Below are 17,344 nucleotides of genomic sequence, written 5' to 3'. Positions count from 1 at the left end.
AATCGTCAGGCCGACTGCGAGCGACCTTGGCGCATTCTTGCGTAGAGTTCCTTCGCCGTGGGCGTCAGGTCGATCGCCTGGATGATCGCGATGACGACGAAGATGACCGCCGACCACAGCATGTAGAAGGCGGGCTGCATCGTCATGACGACCGCCTGTGCGATCATCAGCAGCACCGACGGCAGCACCGTCACCCAATGCACCTGCACGACGATGAGCCGTTTCGCGAAGATCATGCGCAGCACAAGCACGATGAAGTTACCGAGCGCCATCGCGACGCATGCGCCCATCAGACCCATCGGAGGGATGAGGAAATAGGTGCCGGTCACGATCGTCAGCGCGCCGCAGATCGTCGTCGTGAACAACGTCGTCGTATGCATGCTCGACGTGTACACGGTGCCGTAGAACGCGTTCTGCGTATTGAAATAGAACGCCACGAGCAGAGCGGGAACGAGCGTCCACGCCGTATAGAACTCCTTCTGCAGCATGAAGCCGGCGATCCACGGGGTGATCAGGATGATGCCGGAGGAGGCGAGGACCATGCCGGACTGGAAGATGCGGTAGATCTTCGTAAAGAACAACGAGATGTCGGTGCGCTTGTACTCCTGGAACGCGGACAGCGTCCACGCCTGCTGGAAGATGCCGCAGACGAGATTGAGCAGCGTCGGGATCTTGGTGCCCACGGCGAACAGGCCGGAGGCGGCGATGCCGAGCATCGACGTGATGAAGAAACGATTGATGCTTGTGCCGGCCCACCAGAACAGCGCATTCGGGATGAGCGGCAGCGAATAGCGCAGCATCACCTGAAGATTCGCCTTGATCCGTGCGAAGGTGATGAACGAGACAAAACGGTACAGCCTTGCGCCGAACAGATAGAACAGGATGCCCAGCGCATTGCCGATGATCATCGACCAGAAATAGCCGACGACACCGCCATGCACGACGCCGATGAACAGCCACGCGCACAGGCCGGTGGACAACGCGGTGACGACGGACGCGACGGGGATGATCTTGATTTCGTTCACGGCGCGCGCCACATTGTTGAGCAGCATCTGGAAGGCGTTCGTGATATAGGAGATGAAGAAGAACCACTGGTAGTGGTCCAGACCGCCGAAGATCTGCAGCTTGAGCAGCGGCAGGCAGCACAGCACGATGAGGCAGCTCAGCGACACCATCATGAAGCCCACCGTGATGTAGCTCTTGTTGTGCTCCTCGTCGTTGAGCGCGAAACGCATCGTGGCTTCCGAGATCGACAACGTGGCCAACGGCATGACGAGGCTGATCACCGTCGTCGACATGTCCGTGACGCCGAACTCGCCGGAAGTCATGTAATACGTGTACAGCGGCACCAGCAGGAAGGCGATGAGCTTCGTCGCGACCGTATTGAGCGCGAACAGGCCGATGTTGAGCAGCAGGTTCTTGTACTTGTTCGCCGGATTCGTCGACTCCGGTTTCGTCAGCTGCTCCATGACCTCATGGCCGTCCTTGCGCTCTGTCATATCCGGCGCGCCGCCTTTCACCGCAGTGTCGTTTCCCCTCTCGCTCACCGCAGCACCTCGATGAGCGGTCGGAAATGTTCAAGCATCCGTTCACGCGGATAGGCGGCCGGCGCCCCCATGACGGCGTTGAGCGCGTCGGGAAGCTCATCCACGTCGTCGACGAAACGGATGTACGGCAGATCCTTGATCCACTGGTAGACGCCCTGGATCTTATGGTTGTTGTTCGCGAACACGACGCATGGCGTCTCGGTGATCGCAGCGAACACCATGCCATGCAGACGGTCGGTGACGACGGCCTGCGACGACGCAAAGGTCGTGAGCATGCCGCCGAGAATACGCCGGCGGTCGTCAGCCGTCAGATGGTTGGCGCTGCTCGCCGTATCGGTATGGGACACCTGCATCCCGCGGGCCCTGACGATATCCTCGATGCGGTCGCGCGCCTGATCATCGAGGCTGCGCTCGCGGTCGGAGCGCAGAATGACGGTGATTCCGTCACGGATCGGCGACCCCTCGATGAACGGGGACGGGTCGAGCGTGAGCACGATGTCAGGCACAAGCTCCACATCCGCATGCGGATAGGTGCGTTTCATCAGTTCCTCGGAGCGGCGCTCGCGGGCGAAGATATGCAGGTCGGTGCAGCGCGCGTAGACCTTCTGCGAGTAGTGCAGCAGCGGTGAACGCCAGTCCCGGTAGTGGATCGTCTGCGGCATGATGACGCTGCGGATGTGCGGGAAGGTGGCAAGCGCCTCGCAACGCTCGTATTCGAACCACGGGTAGAGGTCGTTCATGTTGCCGCCGCCTTGGAAGCACAGCACGTCACGACGTGTCAGACGCCGCTCAAGCACGCGGCGGTATTCAAGGAAACGCATGCCGATGATATCGATGACGGTTCCCGGGAAATGATCCTGCAGGAACGCCAGCTGCGCCTCGGAGATCGCAATGTCGCCGATGTTGCCGTAATCGGCCGAGCCGACCAGGACGCATATACGGGTATCAGGCGAGGTCGGGAACTCATGCCCATGCATCTTCAATCCATCATGATATCGGCGAAGATGCTTGAGCTTATGGACCCTATTGAATCCGATGGCGTGCACGATCCGGTCGTAAAAGAGCATGTGTCGATGATAAACTGATTAAGCGACAGCTAGAAGGAAGGTAAACGGATGCAGAAGGGTGGAAATCCTACGGTTTCGGTCATTGTGCCGATGCATGACGTGGCGCGGTATCTCCCTGATTTTCTCACAAGTATGGCACGGCAAAGCTACGGTGATTACGAGATCGTGGCATGGGATGACGGATCCGGTGACGATACGGCCGCGATTTGTGAGCAGGCGGCCGCCGAGGATTCTCGCATCCGCCTGTTCCGTGCCGAGAACCAAGGTGTCGCAGGAGCGCGTCGGTCCGCGCTCGCCAAGGCGAGGGGAACATTCATCACCTTCGCCGATCCGGACGATCTGCTGGATGCCACGTATCTGGAACGTCTCGTGCGGGCGTTGACGGAGCATGACGCGGACATGGCCGTATGCCGCGCACAGAACTTCGAGGACGGCGACGAGCCATCCCTATCTGTACAGGACAGCATGTCCGAAGAGGTCATTGGATGCCGGGAGGCCGCCTCCAGGCTCTGCGACCGCTTCTTCGTGGACGACGACCATGCGGTGCGGCCGGAGCTCTGGGGAAAGATGTTCACGCGGACCACTATGGAGTCGATGACGATCCCGCAGCTGCGCACCTGCTCGGATTATCCCGCCGTCACCGATGCGATCTGCGCGTCGAACCGGATAGCCGTCGTGCATGCGCCGCTGTACTGTTATCGCATGGCCCGCACCGGCAGTCTGCAGACGAAGATCTCACAAGGCAAGCTCAATGACATCTGGACGGTGCACGAGTATGCGATCGGAGCCTGCCGGGGTCTGGCACATGTGGAACCGGTGCACCTGTACCGGGAGACGGTCGGCACGGTGTTCTACATCAATGAGAAGATCATGGTGTCGGCCGGAACGATGCCGCTTGAGGAAGTGCGCGCGAACTATCGGCGCTACCGCGCACATCTACGCGCCGCCGGAGTGCACCATGGGTTGAACCCCAAGGGGTATCTCAAGCTCATGCTGTACCGCGGCGCCTTTGCTCCGGCACGGTGGACCTTCAATCATCTGGGATGAACGGGGATCGTATTCATGCGACATGCGTATCTCATCATGGCCTACACCAACTTCGACCAGCTCGGCACGTTGCTGCGCTTGCTCGACGATGACCGCAACGACCTGTATCTGCATATCGATGCGAAGACCTCGCGTACCGAGGTTCCCGACCTGAGACGATATGTGCGCAGATCCAAACTCACGATTGTGGAACCGATTCCGGTGGCATGGGGAGGCTACAGCCAGGTGCGCTGCGAGATGAGACTCATCCGGGCGGCACTGGAATCCGGTGAACCATATGGTTATCTGCATCTGCTGTCCGGCGCGGACCTGCCGATCAAGACCAACGATGAGATATGCCGGTTCCTGCAGGAGCATGACGGCAAGGAGTTCATCGCCTTCGTCTACCGCAACGCCAATGGCGGGCGCATGGATGCCATTAAGGAGCGTATCGCCCTCCATCATCCTTGGCAGGAGCGCACGGGCAGGAAGGACGATCTGCCCACGCGGGTGTTGAGCAAGGCGCAGAAACTGCTGCATGTGGACCGGCTCAAAGGTTCGGGGCTCAAGGAGATCGGCAAAGGAAGCCAATGGTTCAGCATCACGGCTGAATTCGGCCGCTATCTGACGGAACAGGAGCCGCTGGTGGAACGCACGTTCCGATCAAGCTACTGTTCGGACGAGCTGTTCATCCAGACGATGGTGCTCAACTCGCCGTTCGCGGGCAATTTGTACGACCCGAACGGCGATGGCCATGGCGACAATCTCAGGCTCATTGATTGGGAACGCGGCGCCCCCTATGTGTTCCGGTCGCAGGATTACGACGAGCTGATGGCGTCGCCGCAGTTGTTCGCACGCAAGTTCGACGAGCGCGTGGACTCGGCGATTATCCGAAAGATCGCCGATACATTGCGTACGCGCTGATCGGTCAGATCGCGTGCGCGCCTTTGGCCGGTTCGAGCGCGGCGGCGATCGTCGCGAAGGCTTCGCCGATTTGCTGGTGAGCGGTTTCGAAGGCGGGGAACTCCTTGCGGTATGGGTCGTCGATGTCATGCGCAGGCGGCAGCATCGGACGTACGAGAGACGCGTTCGCGAGCACCGAATCGAGACGGTCCTCGAGCGTGTCGCCTTCGATCAGGTCATTGTGCGCACAGTAGCCGCACAGGTCAGCGAAGTCGGTCAGCAGGAACGTGCGGCTGCGCATGCGTGGCGCGAGTTCGACGATCTTCTGGCGCTGACGTTCGGTGAAACACAGGACGAGGTCGCTGCCCATCGCGAGCTGTGGCGTAAGTCGCTTGGAGCGGAACGCTGATGTATCGATACCGTCCATCTGCATGAGCCGTGCGCTCGACGGGTCGATCGGGCTACCGATGAGCCCCTGCACTCCGGCGCTGTCCGTCACAATCGAATCGTCATGAAAGAACAGTGGGAACATGAGTTCGCCCATCGGCGAGCGGCAGATGTTGCCGGTGCATACGAACAGTACATGCATGCGGTGTCCTTTCGGGCTATAGCGCCAGTCAGCAGACCGAAATCGGTCATGGATAAGACTACCGGCCAATCCGGATATCAGGATCGGCCGGTAATCGCCTGTCCGTGGCGTGGACGTTAATTTGACGAAATACAACTAGCGCCGAGGCAAACGAAGCGGAATACTTGAGTCCGGAATAGCATATGGTCTATATCCGAAAAGATAGTTTGAATCTTGATAAAGTCTAGGAATGTGAATTGCATTCGTGCACGCTGTCACTATATGGGGCGACACACCGATAAAACGTTGTGGTTTCAATGCTTTTAGGTGTATGCTTTTACTTGTGGAGAGTTCTATGTTTAAACTCACTATTACTTCTTCGCTAATACTGGTGAGGGGAGATGGTTTGGGGAACATCGAGGAGGGTAATGGCACTTCCTATCAAGCATGAAATAGATTTCACTGTGTCGTTCATTGATATCCATGAAGACGGTAGTAAGTCGATTTGTGTATATGCTTATGAAAATGAATGTGTGTGCGCTTGCGCCGGAATTGCACATGTGCAGCTATTTCGCGCCATGCTCACGCCGGGGAACATCAAGAAACTTCCTGAGCGGACGCGCCATTTGTTGAAGGACAGATTGCGTCGAGCGGAGAAGGGAATTTCATCTGTGCCATCACCTTTTAGCTTGAGATCCAATGGGTACTATAGCGCAATATGTCCTCACGGATAAGCAGTTCATGCCACTTTTCGGATGCTTTAGGGCAGAATGCATCGCGAAAGCCCAGGATGAGTCTCTTCCGAGCGCTGTCCCCGCAATCTGCGAGATGGTGCAGAATGCAGCAATGCGTCAACTGTACCCACTGTCTAAGAACGTGGGCAAATACTTGTCTAAATCGCGTCTTCCCGCGCCGCCTAAATGACCTCACCGCTTCCCCGCATACACATCCCCATCGATGACCTCCTTGAACGCCTCGTTCACCTTGGGCCGCACGACTTTGAGCGAGGGTGTCAGGCAGCCGTTGTCCTGGGTGAGCTGGACGGGGAGCACAGCGAACTTCCTTACCGATTCGGCGCGTGAGACGTCGGCGTTCGCAAGGTCGACGTAGCGCTGGATCTCGGCGGCCGTCTCAGGCAGCGCGGCGACTTCGTCGATCGTCAGATCGGCGGACAGCTTCTGCGTCGGCAGCCAGCTCGCCACGCCTTCCGGGTCGAGCGTGACGAGGGCGGAGACGAATGGACGTCCGTCGCCGATGACGACGGCGTGTTCGACGATCGGGCATGTGCTGATCTGCTGTTCCATCGGAATCGGGGAGACGTTCTTGCCGCCCGCGGTGATGATGATGTCCTTCGCGCGGCCGGTGATCGTGATGTGGCCTTCGTCGTCGATCCGCGCGAGATCGCCGGTGCGCAGCCATCCATCTTCGGTGAGCGCTTCGGCCGTCTTCTCGGGAAGGTTGTGGTAGCCGCGGAACACGTTCTGCCCGCGCACTTCGAGCTCGCCGTCCGGGGAGATGCGCACCGACGAGCCGGGCACCGGCTGGCCGACCGAACCGATCGCGAGATCCTCGACGCGTGTGAACGCGAACGGGGCCGCCGTTTCGGTCATGCCGTAGCCTTGGATCATCGGAATGCCGATGCCGTTGAAGAAATGCAGCAGGTCGTCGCTGATCGGCGCGCCGCCCGATGCGAGATACTTGATCCGGGGACCGAAGGCCGAGCGGATCGTGCGGTAGACGGTCGTCTCGTACTTCGCATGTTCGGCGCGCTGCCTGAGCGTCGGCTTGACGCCGTCCTGTTCCATCTTCGACCAATCGATCGCCGCATCCGCCGCTTTGAGGAACATGCGGCCTTTCCAACCGGTGCCGGCCTTGCGCGATGCCGCGTTGTACACCTTCTCGAACACGCGCGGCACGGCGAGCACGAAGGTCGGCTGGAAGACCTGCATGTCCTTGGGCAGCGTCTTCGTGTCTCCCAGATAACCGACGACGCCTTCGTCGGAGGCGATCGTGAAGTACTGGATCATGCGCGCGAAGCAATGCGCGAGCGGCAGGAACAGCAGCAGCCGCGCCTCGCCTTCGATGACCTTCGGCATGCACTGCTGTGCCGAACGCGTGATGCTCGTGAAGTTCCTATGCGTCAGCTCGACGCCCTTCGGCGTGCCGGTGGATCCCGACGTGTAGACGATCGTCGCCAGATCGTCGGCGCGTACAGCGGCGATATGTTCGTCGAGCTCCTCATCGGAGATCATGACGCCGATGCCTTCGAGCGCCTCGAGCGCCTTCGCGTCGAGCATCAGGATGCGTTCGAGCGTCGGGCAGGAGTCGATCACCGAGTCGAGCGCGTCGAAACGCTGCTGGTTGTCGGCGACCGCGAGCTTCACGTCGGCGTCGTTGAGGATGCGCTGCGCCTGCGCGGCGGAATCGGTGTCGTAGATCGGCACCGTCACGGCGCCGATCGCGGCGAGTGCGAAATCCAACAGTCCCCATTCGATGCGCGTCGCCGAGAAGATCGTGACGGCGTCACCCTTCGCGATGCCGAACTGGATCAGCCCCTTCGCGATCGCACGGACGCGAGCATTGAAATCGCCGGTCGTCATCGTCGCCCATGCGCCGGCAGCGTTCTTATATTCCGCGAGCGGAAGGTCGGGGCCGGTCGTGGCGATGCGGTCGGTGAGCATCGAGTAGACGGTTGCGGAATCGGAGACGGTGAGCGCCGCGCCGGGCGTCGTGTATTCGGTAAGCATGGAGGGTCCTGTCCTGAAAACGTTCGCGTAAGCTACGCCATCGTAACCGGCATGCACGCGGCGCGGCATTGTACGAAGAAACAAGAATCGCGAGAACCACTTTGTGTGAATGGACAAGTGATCTGCGGCGCCCGGAACGTGCCCGGCGTCACGAAAAAGTCGCACAGCGCCTCTGTTCAGCGCGGCGCGATGCTGCTAGATTGACGAATGGTCTCGCATCGCGCGCCGAGGAACGAACAATCGAAGCTCAGGAGGAACGATGGTCGACAAGCGGCTTTTCACGCTCGTACCGGGAGTCAGGAAACTCGTCATAGGCAAGATTGTCTTCCTGTGGATCGGGCTGCTCGCGGACATCGCGCTCGCGGCGAGCATCGTCGGCGTCGTCGCGCCGCTCGTCCGCTACGCCGGCGACAATCTTGCGTTTGCGGCGGACGTCACGGAGTTCTGGCCGTCGATCGTCGTGTTCCTCGTCATCGCCGCCGTGCGCTTCGTCGCGCATAGGTTCACGACGAAGCTCGGCACCCTGGCCGCGGAGCGCGTCAAGCTCGGCCTGCGCTCGGCGCTGTACAGGAAGATGCTGTCGCTCGGCCCGTCGTACGCGCAGCACACGCGCACGTCGGACGTCGTGCAGCTCACCGGCGAAGGCGTCGACCAGGTGCAGAGCTTCTTCGAATCGTTCCTGCCGCAGCTCGGCTTCGCGATCCTCGCGCCGCTGACGTTGTTCGCCGTCATCGCGCCGATCAACATGCCGACCGCCGTCACATTGCTCGTCTGCGCGCCGCTCATCGTCATCATCGTCGGCCTCATCGCGATGCGCACGGCGAAGACCTTCCGCAAATACTGGGGCAAATACACGGATATGGGCGCCGTGTTCCTTGACGACCTGCAGGGGCTTGAGACGCTCAAGACCTTCGACGCGGACGAACGCGCGGCCGAGAGAATGAACCGTGAGGCTGAGGAGTTCCGCGTCATGACGATGCGGGTGCTGCAGATCCAGCTGCGCTCGCTGACGGCTATGGACGTCGTCGCCTACGGTGGCGCCGCGGCCGGCATCTTCGTGGCCGTCTGGCAGTTCATGCACGGCGGCAATCAGGCCTTCGGCGACCTGCTTGTCTCGGAGCCGCGCCTCGCCGATCCGTTGCTCGGCCTGTCCGGCGTCCTTTTCGTCATCCTGATGGCCGTCGACTTCTTCCTGCCGCTGCGCCAGCTCGGCTCGTACTTCCACGTCGCGATGAACGGCATGACCTCCAGCAAACGCATCTTCGCGCTGCTCGACGTACCCGGACCGCAATACGGCACGCAAACGCTGCCTGCCGGCGCCGATCTCGGCGTGCACGCCGAATCGCTCGGATTCACGTACGGCGAGGACGACGCCAAGCCGGCGTTGCATGACGTCACGCTGACGGTGCCGGCGCGCTCGCTGACGGCGATCGTCGGCGAGTCGGGATCGGGGAAATCGACGTTGGCGGCGCTCGTCGCCGGGGAACTCGAAGGATATACGGGCTCGCTGCGGTTCGTCGACGGCGGCGCGACGGTCGAGCTGCGCGACTGCAGCGAGGACGCGCTGATGCGCGCCGTCTCGATCGTCGGCGCCCGCAGCCATCTGTTCGCCGGCACGCTGCGCGACAACCTGCTGATGGCGAAGCCGGACGCGACCGACGAGGAACTGCGGTGCGCGCTCGCCGACGCCCACATCCTCGACTTCATCGACGCGCAACCCGACGGATTGGACATGCGGATCGAACAGGACGCGGCGAACCTCTCCGGCGGCCAGCGCCAGCGCGTCGCCGTGGCGCGCGCATTGCTGCGCGACACGCCGATCATGATCTTCGACGAGGCGACGAGTTCGGTGGATGCGGACAGCGAACGGCTCATCATGGAGACGGTGCACAAGCTCGCGGCGCATAAGACGGTGCTGCTCATCACGCATCGTCTCGCCGACGCCATCGCCGCCGACGGCGTGTATGCGACGATGTTCCGGGCGCAGCAGGACGTCGAACAGGTCGGCAAACGCAGGGCACACGCCGGCATCCGGTATGCGCAAAATCCGACACCGCAGTCGCGCGCTGCGGAAGCCGACAGTCCCGACGACCTCGCGGTGACGACGCAGGCGGCCAAGAAGGACGCGCCGCACGAGGAGGTGTCGACGATGCGGCTCCTCGGGCGGTTGCTCGGTCAGGTCGGCTCCCTGCGGCCGATGATGATCGTTGCCTGCGTCTTCGGCACGCTCGGGCACGTCGCCGCGACCTTCCTGCCGGTATTCGGCACGATGGCGCTGTTCGCGGCCTTCGGCAGGCCGGTGTGGGGGATGGGGGCCGGGTGGGCGCTCGCATTGATGATCGTCTGCGCGCTCATCCGCGGCGCGATGCGCTACTGCGAACAGTACATGAACCACAATCTGGCGTTCCGATTGCTCGCGTTGTTCCGCGCGAAGATGTTCGCGGCGCTGCGCAGGCTCGCGCCGGCGAAGCTCGCCGGCAAAGGCAAGGGCGACCTCGTCTCGATGGTCACGACCGACGTGGAGCTGCTTGAGATCTTCTTCGCGCATACGATCTCGCCAACCGTCATCGCAATCTCCACGACGCTCATCTACACGGTCGCGCTGCTGTTCCTCAGTCCGTGGTTCGCGTTGCTGCTCGTCGTGGCGCATCTGCTCATCGGCGTCGTCGTGCCGAAGCTGTTCGCCGGGGCGCTGCACGGCGTCGGCGGCCGTATCCGCAAGGAATCGGCCAGGTTGGACGACATGGTGCTCGACGACATGCACGGTCTGGAACAGATCATCCGCTTCGGCCAGGGCGAAGCGCGGCTGTCTCGGATCGAGCGCAGTTCGCGTGCGCTGTGGGCGCAGCGCGTCGAGCTCAGCGCGCGCAACGCGACCTACGGCGGACTCGATCATGTCATCATCGTGCTCGTCTCGGCGGCCGCGGCGTTCCTGACGCTCGCATTGGCGCTGACGACGACCGCCGATATGGCTGCCGCGGTGACGGCGCTCGTGCTCGTCGTCAGTTCGTTCGGACCGACGCTCGCATTGAGCGCGTTGCCGGCGAGCCTGACGCAGACCTTCGCGTCGGCGCGGCGTCTGTTCGCGCTGATGGATGAGACGCCTGCGGTCGTCGAATATGGCACGCTCGCGCCGCAGTACGACGGCATGCGGATGGATGATGTGACCTTCGCTTACGGCGACGGTACGCCGGTGCTTGACGACGTGACGTTCGACGTGCCGGTGTCTGGCATCCTCGGTCTGCAGGGACCGAGCGGGCGTGGCAAGTCGACGATGCTCAAGCTGCTGATGCGCTACTGGGATCCGCAATCGGGCGTCGTCACGTTTTCCGGGGACACGCTGCCGACTGTCGACGCGCATGCGCGGCGCAGGCTGCAGACGATGATGAGCCAGGAGACGTATCTGTTCGACGGCACGATCGCCGACAATCTGCGGATTGCGGCGCCGGAGGCGAGCGATGGCGAAATCCGCGAGGCGTTGCACAAGGCATCGGTGCTGCGGCTCGTCGAAAGCCTGCCGCAAGGCGTCGAGACGCCGGTCGGCGAACTCGGCGGCCGGCTTTCAGAAGGTGAACGCCAACGCATCGGCCTGGCGAGGATGTTCCTGCGCGATGCGCGGCTCTATCTGTTCGATGAACCGACGAGCCGGCTCGATTCGCTCAACGAGGCGTACATCCTGCAGTCGATCAACGGCTTGGTCGAGGAGAGCGGCGCCGCCGTCGTGCTCGTCTCGCACCGGGAATCAACGATGAAGATCGCCGACGAAGTGCGCGTGATGTGAGGACGACTTTAATGCGCGCTCCGCATAGGCCGGAAGAGCCTGTGTAAGATGGTGACGCATGATGTTGATGATTCGAGAGAGCGATTTGCGTGCAGTACTTGATAAGCATCGTACGCAAATCGGTGTGCGTCCCCTTTGGGACTCAATCCTCATCTTCATCACAGGTGTGTTCTATATCCCCGCGGCATGGGCAGTGTCTAACGCAATCTGTAAATGGATGATGCTTGGCTTCGGTCTGTTGGTTACGGGATATGGGGCATATGAAATAGTGGAGCATGTAAGGCACCGTTTCACCGTTGAGATTTTGTATAAGGAGATAGCCGGAATGAAGATGATCAGTAGTTCCATCGTCGCGATTAGACAGCCCGGCGTTCCTGACTCGAATAAGTATCTGCTGTATTACGATTCCGGCTGGGATTGTTGGTTCTTCCCAAATCGCCATTCCACCCCAAACATTCAGGATGATGAGCGTGATCTGGGGAACTATTTGAACGTCGAGTTCAAGATCCCCATGCGGGATTGCGACCTCGCTATGCGCGGTACCGAGGAAAGCACGAAATACTCCACTGAGCACGACGAGGAACGACACTACCTCTACCGCATCTACTCGGGTGATGTGCAGACGCTTCCTGAGCATTGGGAGTTGGACGGAGAATTCGAGGTCGGTGGTCATCGATGCAAGTGGATGACCATTGCGGAAATGCTTGCAGATGAACGCATTCACGACGTCAACTACGATGTGGTGACCGCAGTGCGTGACAATCTGTGAACTCGTGATTTGTCCGAGTGCGGATAGGACGTTATGAGGGCGGCCCGTGCATCGCACGGGCCGCCCTCACCGGTATTGGCTGCAATCACAGACTCAGGAAATACTCGTGGATGCGGGTATCGTCGGTGATTTCCGGGTGGAAGGCGGTCGCGAGGATGTTGCCCTGCTGCAGCGCGACGGCGTTGCCGCCGGTGCTCGCCATGACATGGGCCTTCGGACCCACCTCGGCCACGAAGGGGCCGCGGATGAACACAAGCGGGAAATCGCTGATGACACCGTTGGGATCGCCATTGGCGGCGAAGGTCTGCACATCCTCGGTCGTGGCGAACGACCCGAGCTGACGGCCGTACGCGTTACGACGGACGGTCGCGTCGAGCACGCCGAAATAGACGTTCGGATCGTTGTCGAGCCGTTCGGCGAGCAGGATCATGCCGGCGCAGGTGCCGAAGGTCGGCTTGCCGGCCGCGATATGCGCGGCGATCGGGTCGAACAGGCCGGTGGAACGCAGCAGCTTGCCTTGCGTCGTGCTTTCGCCGCCGGGGAGGATGACGCGGTCGATCGAATCGTTGAAATCCTCGGCCGCGCGCAGCAGCTTCCACGGCGCGCCGAGACGATCGAGCATCGCGGCGTGTTCGGCGAAAGCGCCCTGTACGGCGAGGATGCCGGTGACGCCATGCGCCACGCCCTCGACGCCGTCGGAATGCTCTTTGGAGATGTAGGAAACGTCAACAACCATGGAGGACGCCCGTCACTCGCCGCGGGCGGCCATGATCATTTCGATCTCGTCCTCGTTGATGCCCACCATCGCCTCGCCGAGGTTCTCGGACAGGCGGGCGAGCAGATCGGCGTCCTGCCAGTTCGCGGTCGCCTGCACGATCGCGGCGGCGCGCTTCGCCGGATCGCCGGACTTGAAGATGCCGGAGCCGACGAAGACGCCCTCAGCGCCGAGCTCCATCATCAGCGCGGCGTCCGCCGGGGTCGCGACGCCGCCGGCGGCGAAGTTGACGACCGGCAGACGGCCGTTGTCATGCACGAACTTCGCGAGCTCATACGGCACGGCGAGCTGCTTGGCGAACTCGTAGACCTCGTCGTCGCGCAGCGAGACGAGCTCGCGGATCTGCTTGTTCATCGTGCGCATATGGCGGACGGCCTGGATGACGTCGCCGGTGCCCGGCTCGCCCTTCGTGCGGATCATCGAGGCGCCCTCCTCGATGCGGCGCAACGCCTCGCCGAGGTTCTTCGCGCCGCAGACGAAGGGGACGGCGAACTCGTTCTTGTCGATGTGGTAGACGTCGTCGGCGGGGGAGAGGACCTCGGACTCGTCGATGTAGTCGATCTCGATGGCCTGCAGGATGCGTGCCTCGGCGATGTGGCCGATGCGCACCTTCGCCATGACGGGAATTGAGACGGCCTCCTGAATGCCCTTGATCATCGCGGGATCGCTCATGCGGCTCACGCCGCCGGCCGCGCGGATGTCAGCAGGGATGCGCTCAAGCGCCATGACGGCGCAAGCGCCCGCGTCCTCGGCAATGCGCGCCTGCTCGGGCGTCGTGACGTCCATGATGACGCCGCCCTTGAGCATCTGGGCGAGATTCTTGTTGAGTTCGTTTCTCGTGGTTTCCATCGATGACCTTCTTGGGTTGTAGATGCATGGTACGCCGTCGAAGGTGCGCGGATGTGCGCGGACTACGGCGTGGGAATCCTCTTCGGCGTGCGCTGGCGCGCGGCCTCTCTCGAGAAATAGCACATGAATGTGCATGGGTCAGGGGCGGTGTTCAGCAGATGAACAGGTGCATGGGTGCTGCGCAGCTGGGCGTGCGGGTGCATGCATGGTGCACAAGTGCATAACTCGATATTTCGGTTGAAATATCGAGTTATGCACTGACGGGTGAGGGAGAGATGATCTGAATGCAAAGGGAATGATCGGAAATCATTGATTTTGCGAGGAATTGGCATGATTGGCATGCGCCATGTCCGCAAATGTGCGTATCGATGGAGCCGGTATGCATGCCGCGCCGGCACATGAACGCATACGTCGGGAATACAGGACATCTTTTGGGTTATGCACGTATCCACAACGTTGTGCACATGTGGGGGTAGAGGTTGGCATGTGAATCCACATTTCCACAGAAGTCATAAATGGTTTTGCAGGTGAAGAATATCCGGACGTACGGTGAGCGGATTCACGCGCACGGATTGTGCAATCCGTGATGGTGGGGTTGCTGGAAGGAGAGAGGATGGGAGTCACCATATTCGGTGCCAACGGGGAATATGCGGATGACGGATATCCATGGGACGCCGTGCCCATGGATTCGCCGGTGGATGAAGGTCTTGTACAGCGCGGATACGGGAATCAGCGGTCGTATCCGATGCTGCGCGCCAATCTGCGGGAGCGCACGTCGCAGATGATGCGTCGCTGTAGGGACGCCGATCTTCCATACGCGTACTGCAAATCGACGGCGTTGAGATTGCTCGGGGTGGAGACGCCCGAAGATCTGGCGGGGCCGGGCAACGCGTGGGACAATGCGGTGCCGTGCAAACCGGGACGGCAATCGAAACGGCGGTCGAATGCGGATGCGCTGCACGTCGTCGTCCGTACGGCGTCCGAACGGCGCGCGTTGCCGGGTGTGCGCATGCATGTGTGGAACGGGCTGGCCGATGATTGCGTGCAGATGCTCGCGAACGGCATATGCTGCCTCAAGCCGGCGGCCGCATGGTCGTCGGTCGCGATGGATGCGACGATGCTGCAGCTCATCCAGATTGCAGAGTCGATGGAACGCTACGGGTTGGCGACGCTCGACGAACTGCGCGCATTCGTGGAGGCGCGGCGTTTCCACGGCAAGCATCGGTGTCGGGTTGCGCTCGCGATCGCGAAACCGGGCAGCGCATCGGTCAAGGAGACCGAACTGCGGGTGCGGCTGGAATTACGTGGACTGCCGGAGTTCGAGATCAACTTCGCGGTGCCGGGCGCCGCATACGATTCACGCGTGGAGCAGACGGTGGACCTTGCGCTCGAGCGGTATCGCGTCGGGCTGGAATACCAAGGGGATCAGCATCGTTCGGACTATAGGCAGTACCGACGTGACCGCGACAAGCTTGGCGCGTTGGCCGCGTTGGGCTGGCGAGTAATCGAGGTGACGCAGGATGATTTAAATTCCGAGGAGGCAATGGATCGTCTCGCGATGCGCATCATGTGCGTGATTGCGCAGCACACCGGCAGGCCGCCGCAGATCACACGACTGACCTATGCGCGGATCGCGGATCCGCGGCGCGCAGGGAAGAATGGATGAGCACAAGGTGAGTGGGAACTCATGGTCGGGGCAGGTACGAAGTGCAGGGATTCATATCTCAGTATTTTGGATGCAATATTGAGATATGCGCGAAATGTCGTGGGTGAGTGAGTCGTGAGTGGATTGATTGCAGTGAAAAACGCGCAAGTACATACAAAATGAGTGCAGGAATCGCTCACAATGCGCCATATCTTCTCATGGATTCTCGAGTTCGTGTGAGTGAAGCGAGGCCCCCGTTGCATATAGCGAAGTTATGACGGAAATATCGATTTATGCAGGACGAGGGCGGTTTATGCAGGAAGAAGGCGACCCAGAAATGAAAGAGGTATGTGGAGATTCGTAGGAATATGCAGGAATGTGTGTGGTCGTGGGGCCGCATCGGTGATGCGGCCCCACGACGATGCCGGAGATGCGGCTACTCGTGTTGCGCGGTTGTAGGGGAAGTTGCGGTACCGGACGTAGAGGGAACCAACATCAGCTTTGGTAGCGACTGCACCCAGTGCCAGCGGGCGACGGCGTTCCATAGTGCTTCGAACCAACGGCCTGGATGGCGATCCACGGTGATGGCGAACAGGCCGCGGCGTACAAAGTCGCACAACGTGCAGGCCACATACACGCCGAGTAATACGCCGATGACGTGCAGCAACATGAAGGGCTTGCCGTAGATGTCCTTGAGGTTGAACCACGTGGACCACAGCAGACTGCGCATGGGTGGGTATTCGGTGATCAGGTAGATGGCGAAGGCGGATTTAGCGATGAAATTGATGGGTCTGTTGTAGAAATGCATGCGATCGAACAGCAGGAAGATCGGGATGCCGATCATGAGCGTCGGCAACGAGAAATCGCTGAACGGCGTGTATTTGTTGCTGATGGTGGCCTGCACGGAGCCACTGGTGGAGAGCATCGCGCCATACTTCACGAGATAGCCGATGACTCCGATCGCCACGCCCGCTCCGAGCAGCGTCCAGAGCTGCTTGGTATTCATTTTCTTCAGGTACAGCTTGTAGCAGGACAGCACGATGAAGATGTAGATGAAGCCGAACACATTGATGGTGAAGAGGCTGAATATGGACATCGGTATCATGCTCAGCGGCCCGAGCGTAAGCAGCAGCAACAGCGCCAGCTGGCAATGGCGTTTGCTCCCCATGGCCAACAGTGCGTACTGCAGGAATGGCAGTATGGCAAGGAACATGGCATATGCGGTCGCGTACCACCACAGATTGGTGATCACCGGGAAGACGCTGGAGATCAGCGTGGAGGAAGAGACCGCGGACCTCTTCGCGACCAGGAATACCGCGAGCAACGTGATGCTCCAGAACAGCAGTTCGCGTTCCATGAGCCAGATGCGCTTGAAGTTTTGCTTGACGGATTGCTCCGAGCTGATGAGGAACCAGGTGGAGATGGAGAAGAAGGTGATCACACCTATCTTGCCGCCGCTGAGGAAGAAGAAAGAGAATACTTCTCTGCCGGGTGTCAGCGGGAAGTCGGAGAGAGGGCTTCCGTTATGCCATATGAAATGATGGGAAAGAATCATCAGCATGGAGATGATCCTCAGCAGTTCGATACTGGAGTTGCGTTGCTTGCGTTTGGCGGTGCTGTGCCGCCCCTTCGTGACAACGTCGTTCTGTGCGGTCATTAACTGCCCT

General features: G+C 60.7%; 12 protein-coding genes. 5 read left to right on the top strand and 7 right to left on the bottom strand.

Annotation, left to right across the window (positions count from 1 at the left end; all coding sequences use genetic code 11):
• Positions 1–5: 5 nt before the first annotated feature.
• Together CGZ88_RS05095 and CGZ88_RS05090 are read right to left on the bottom strand one after the other, a co-directional pair.
• Positions 6–1,499, bottom strand: coding sequence for a lipopolysaccharide biosynthesis protein (locus tag CGZ88_RS05095; protein ID WP_133120899.1), 1,494 nt, complete (start codon positions 1,497–1,499; stop codon positions 6–8).
• Positions 1,500–1,543: 44 nt separating this feature from the next.
• Positions 1,544–2,524, bottom strand: a complete 981-nt coding sequence (locus CGZ88_RS05090) for a polysaccharide pyruvyl transferase family protein (protein WP_165778717.1) — start codon at positions 2,522–2,524, stop codon at positions 1,544–1,546.
• A gap of 138 nt (positions 2,525–2,662) precedes the next feature.
• Here CGZ88_RS05090 and CGZ88_RS05085 point away from each other — a divergent pair, with 138 nt between their 5' ends.
• Together CGZ88_RS05085 and CGZ88_RS05080 are read left to right on the top strand one after the other, a co-directional pair.
• The gene (locus CGZ88_RS05085; protein WP_101671277.1) at positions 2,663–3,661 is read left to right on the top strand and encodes a glycosyltransferase family 2 protein; all 999 of its coding nucleotides are present in this window, start codon (positions 2,663–2,665) and stop codon (positions 3,659–3,661) included.
• Positions 3,662–3,676: 15 nt separating this feature from the next.
• On the top strand, positions 3,677–4,564 hold the full coding sequence (locus CGZ88_RS05080) for a beta-1,6-N-acetylglucosaminyltransferase (RefSeq protein ID WP_101671276.1): 888 nt from the start codon (positions 3,677–3,679) through the stop codon (positions 4,562–4,564).
• Positions 4,565–4,568: 4 nt separating this feature from the next.
• Here the strand turns inward: CGZ88_RS05080 and CGZ88_RS05075 are convergent, their stop codons facing one another.
• Both CGZ88_RS05075 and CGZ88_RS05070 read right to left on the bottom strand, forming a co-directional pair.
• The gene (locus CGZ88_RS05075; RefSeq protein WP_101671275.1) at positions 4,569–5,132 is read right to left on the bottom strand and encodes an arsenate reductase/protein-tyrosine-phosphatase family protein; all 564 of its coding nucleotides are present in this window, start codon (positions 5,130–5,132) and stop codon (positions 4,569–4,571) included.
• 905 nt (positions 5,133–6,037) lie between these two features.
• Positions 6,038–7,858, bottom strand: coding sequence for an AMP-dependent synthetase/ligase (locus CGZ88_RS05070; protein ID WP_101671274.1), 1,821 nt, complete (start codon positions 7,856–7,858; stop codon positions 6,038–6,040).
• Between the two features lie 259 nt (positions 7,859–8,117).
• Here CGZ88_RS05070 and CGZ88_RS05065 point away from each other — a divergent pair, with 259 nt between their 5' ends.
• Together CGZ88_RS05065 and CGZ88_RS05060 are read left to right on the top strand one after the other, a co-directional pair.
• On the top strand, positions 8,118–11,639 hold the full coding sequence (locus CGZ88_RS05065) for a thiol reductant ABC exporter subunit CydD/CydC (protein ID WP_101671273.1): 3,522 nt from the start codon (positions 8,118–8,120) through the stop codon (positions 11,637–11,639).
• 58 nt (positions 11,640–11,697) lie between these two features.
• Positions 11,698–12,408 carry a hypothetical protein gene (locus tag CGZ88_RS05060; protein ID WP_101671272.1) on the top strand — a complete coding sequence of 237 codons (711 nt, stop codon included), beginning with the start codon at positions 11,698–11,700 and terminating at the stop codon, positions 12,406–12,408.
• Between the two features lie 85 nt (positions 12,409–12,493).
• Here CGZ88_RS05060 and pdxT read toward each other — a convergent pair whose 3' ends face one another.
• Both pdxT and pdxS read right to left on the bottom strand, forming a co-directional pair.
• The gene (pdxT, locus tag CGZ88_RS05055; RefSeq protein ID WP_101671271.1) at positions 12,494–13,144 is read right to left on the bottom strand and encodes a pyridoxal 5'-phosphate synthase glutaminase subunit PdxT; all 651 of its coding nucleotides are present in this window, start codon (positions 13,142–13,144) and stop codon (positions 12,494–12,496) included.
• 12 nt (positions 13,145–13,156) lie between these two features.
• The gene (pdxS, locus tag CGZ88_RS05050; RefSeq protein ID WP_101671270.1) at positions 13,157–14,032 is read right to left on the bottom strand and encodes a pyridoxal 5'-phosphate synthase lyase subunit PdxS; all 876 of its coding nucleotides are present in this window, start codon (positions 14,030–14,032) and stop codon (positions 13,157–13,159) included.
• A gap of 613 nt (positions 14,033–14,645) precedes the next feature.
• On the opposite strand from pdxS, the gene CGZ88_RS05045 reads away from it, so the two are divergent.
• A complete protein-coding gene (locus CGZ88_RS05045; RefSeq protein ID WP_101671269.1) occupies positions 14,646–15,698 on the top strand; it encodes a hypothetical protein in 1,053 nt (350 codons plus the stop codon).
• A gap of 415 nt (positions 15,699–16,113) precedes the next feature.
• Here the strand turns inward: CGZ88_RS05045 and CGZ88_RS05040 are convergent, their stop codons facing one another.
• Positions 16,114–17,334, bottom strand: a complete 1,221-nt coding sequence (locus CGZ88_RS05040) for an acyltransferase family protein (protein WP_101671268.1) — start codon at positions 17,332–17,334, stop codon at positions 16,114–16,116.
• Positions 17,335–17,344: the final 10 nt, after the last annotated feature.

Origin of the sequence: Bifidobacterium anseris, from assembly GCF_002860345.1 — a bacterium.
Classification (GTDB): Bacteria; Actinomycetota; Actinomycetes; order Actinomycetales; family Bifidobacteriaceae; genus Bifidobacterium; species Bifidobacterium anseris.
Note: the sequence above shows the minus strand (reverse complement) of the source record. Positions and strands in the feature narration are given on the sequence as shown.